Origin of the sequence: Haloferula sp., assembly GCF_049672945.1 — a bacterium.
Lineage (GTDB): Bacteria > Verrucomicrobiota > Verrucomicrobiia > Verrucomicrobiales > Akkermansiaceae > Haloferula.
This window is the reverse complement of sequence record NZ_JBATWY010000205.1, coordinates 1-3,378: the sequence shown is the minus strand read 5'-3', so window position 1 is coordinate 3,378 and position 3,378 is coordinate 1. Positions and strand designations below refer to the sequence as shown.

Annotated in this window: 3 protein-coding genes; all 3 read right to left on the bottom strand. The window is 53.8% G+C overall.

The window, feature by feature from the left end:
• Positions 1-249: 249 nt before the first annotated feature.
• Positions 250-1,671 carry a glycosyl hydrolase family 28-related protein gene (locus WBG04_RS18315; RefSeq protein ID WP_424316160.1) on the bottom strand — a complete coding sequence of 474 codons (1,422 nt, stop codon included), beginning with the start codon at positions 1,669-1,671 and terminating at the stop codon, positions 250-252.
• A gap of 43 nt (positions 1,672-1,714) precedes the next feature.
• Positions 1,715-2,509: a 3-keto-disaccharide hydrolase gene (locus WBG04_RS18310; protein ID WP_424316159.1), complete on the bottom strand. Its 795-nt coding sequence runs from the start codon at positions 2,507-2,509 to the stop codon at positions 1,715-1,717.
• A gap of 192 nt (positions 2,510-2,701) precedes the next feature.
• Positions 2,702-3,241: a hypothetical protein gene (locus WBG04_RS18305; RefSeq protein ID WP_424316158.1), complete on the bottom strand. Its 540-nt coding sequence runs from the start codon at positions 3,239-3,241 to the stop codon at positions 2,702-2,704.
• Positions 3,242-3,378: the final 137 nt, after the last annotated feature.

The window sequence follows — 3,378 nt, the reverse complement described above, 5'->3', positions numbered from 1 at the left end:
GGCCGCCGCCCACAAGAAGGCTAAGGAAAACCTGGCCACCCAGCAGCAAGCTGCCGCCTGATCCGCCCCGGAGAACTTAATCGCTCCACCGCTCCGAAAACCTCATGGGGTCGGTCGGACGCTTACGTTAAAATCTCAACCTTGGCGGACTAAGCCATCACCTTTGGCGGACTGTCGATTGAAAGTCTCACAGTCTTACTTTTCCCCGACGCACCAGGGGGGCAATCTGTTCTTTCGCTCTTGCCTCACCTATTCGCCAAACTTCGTGATCTTCATACGTTTGGCACCTTCAACAGGAAAATCGCCTTTGCCCGGCGGATGGCCGCTGTGCCATTTGAGATAGCCCACGAATCGATTTCCAGGGTCGTACACGCCGTGTGTTGTATGGTTCACCGGATGTTTCGGAGATCCCCGCTCAAGATCGATGCCCTCAACAGTCAGATACACGGTACCAGGCTTTGTTCCGAACAGATTGTTGCGGGTGGTTGTCAGGATCTTCTGGTTGTGTTGCGCGACAACATGCTGGATATGACTGAGGTGCGTACTATCATGAAAGACGATTCCTTCTTCACAGTTGTGGACGTAAAGTGACTCCGCAACCACATGTTCACCTAAAACAAAGCCATATCGAAATCCCTGCACGGCAACGTTTCGGAGAATCTGATTATCGTTCTGATTGCCTGACGCAAACAGCCCAACGGTATGACACGGGTTTGTCTGCAGCATCTTCCCCGAATTATTATCACCGACACCCTTATCAATTGTGAACTGGGAATCCTGGATGTTCACGTTTTGGGCATTTTGAAGGTTCACCGCGCTGCCGGTCGGGAACATTTTGTCCGTGTTCATAAAGGCACGGAACTCCAGGTTCTTGATAGATACTTGTACCACGCTGAACTTACCGGCAAATTTATCGCCCTCCACCGTGGCGAGGATGCTCCAGGGGCGTGCCTCCGGATTGGTCTCTTCCGGAGATTCCCATGTTGAAAAGAGAAAGGTGTTGGATTTTGCCATCGATTCAAAAGTGGTCCACGGTCGAACCGCATAATCATAGAGCATCGAGCAGGGGTGTTCGCCCTCAAGCTGGATATTCGTGCCCCGGTAGTCGTTGTTTCCAGGTCTGATATGCAGCTGTGATCGACACGGCTTGCCATCGACCTTCTCAACGCCCGGTTTGCCGACTAGGTATCCTTTGGGCGTGTAGGGGAAATACACGGTTCCGCCACCGCGCTCGCACACGAGATCAATCGCGCGTTGGATAGCCTCTGTGTCGTCGGTTTTACCGTCACCCTTTGCCCCGAGTTTCGTCACATTAACCTTGCCAAAGCCGATGCCTTCCCGCGCGAGGCGCTCGGGCTTTACCGTGGCATCGACCGGTTCGCTGGCTTGGATCTCCGTCGGGCCTTCGGCTGGACGGGGCTCTTGGTCCGCCTTCTCCTCGCCGGCGCTGGTGCCTGATATGATCACGAAGACAATCGCGGCGGCTGTCAGCCCCTTGATGATCGCCAGCTTACGCAACGTTTCTCGGGCCACGTAACCTGTGAGCGACCACAGCGCGCGGGGTGAGACTGATCGATCATCAGCTTGATCGGGCTTAAGGCGACTCCGGTCTTTCGGCACCAGTAAGCACGCCTCTTTACCGGACTGTTCTATGAGATCGTTCGTATACATGCTGCCAAATGCGAAATGAAGCACATGCCTTTGAATGCCTCAATCAAGAAGCCTCATCCCCTGACAATTCCTTGATGCGAATATTACGGTACAACAGCTCCGCATACTCGGCTTGCAACCCTATATGGCCTTTCGACAAAGGCACCCTTTTACCATCCACCTCGTAGCTCATTTTGCCGATGCGATTTACCACTTTTCCATTCAATTCGAAGGTGGCTTCTTCACTGCCACGAACTGTTAGAGTGATTTCATTCCATTCACCGTAGGGTTTCTCGTTCTGAGTGGTTACATAGGACTTGTCGTAACCCAGATCCTTACCGACCGGGACTTCCTTGGCACCAGGTGCATAAAATCTACTGTCTCGAGCATTCATCACTTGAAGGTCCTTACCAATGACCCAGAGGTCACCGGTGGTGTATCGATCTTTGATTTTCTTGGCATTCGATTCACCGATTTGCATCTCTACACTATTTGGCCAGATTTTCTTCAGGTCGCCGTGGAGGTGAAAGAGCAGTCCTGCATCCCGATCATGAGTGAGCCGAGGGGCAAACCGGCTCTCCAGCCATTTGTATTCAAGTTTCAGGATGAAATGGCTGTATTCCTTCTCGGAGTGGAGGCAGTCGATGGGCTGCTTGCTCCCTGCCACTTTTCCAGCGTAGGGCCGAATCGCCTTTTCCGCCGCATCGACAAAGAAAACTCCGGCGCCCTCCTTCCTCTTCTCAGCCATGGAGTGCCAGCCGCTCAGATCCATGCCATTAAAAAGAGGTTTGAATCCCTCTTCGGCTTGCAGCTGACAACAAACAAGCCACGCCACCGTAGCAATGAACATATTTTTCATAGTCTTACTCTTCTCTGTTCTCTGTGAATTACTTAGACCCCTGCCGCATGGTGCCTTATGCTTAGTGTTCCATTTAAGCTATGCTACTTCCACCAGGGGCCTTCCGCAATCGACCAGCTTCCTGTTCTTGTTTCCATTTTTCCTGTGCATCTGGATCGCCAGCGAATCTTCGCTCCAAGACGAGCCCATGTTCTAGAGAAGACAGCTATTCCTTCTCTCGATAGTCCGGGAAACCAAGGATTTCAGAGGTGCGACTGCTGGGTTGGTCACGAAAAGAGAGCAGTAGTGCCAGAACTTTGCAAGGGGTTTTCTGAAGACTGCTGCGAGGGCGTCGTTGAGGGATTCGAAGTCCTCGAACGGGATCACGGCCAGAAGGGCGTTGCGGATCATGGCCAGGTTCTTGGCTCCCCTCGGGTTGCGCTTCGGTGAACGGTCTTCCCTCCAAAGGGTGGCGTCGCGCTTCCAATGGTTACGGTTCTCCACGCTCCAGTGCTCGCGGATCATTTTGCCGATCTGGGCGGCGCTCTTGCTGCCGTGGCGGTGAGAGGTGCCGAATAGGCGCACTGACATCTCGGGCTCGGCTCCCGGCTTGGTCTCCTGATAGATGCGGGTGCATTTGATGACCTGTGCGATGTGCGGGAACGGGCTAACATCGCTGTCCACCGGCGCGAGCGTGATGTCCCGCAACTCAATTCGGCCATGGCCGCGCTCGAACTCGCCGACCAGATCCACAGGGCGACCCTCTAGCAGTCTGTCGGACTTAGACCAGTGACGAATTGGATAGCGGCTGCTATGCTCGGGGCATGGCAGCCAAGTTCGTCAATATCGACCACGATTCGCCCATGTTGTTGCCTCCCGACCTTCGGGAT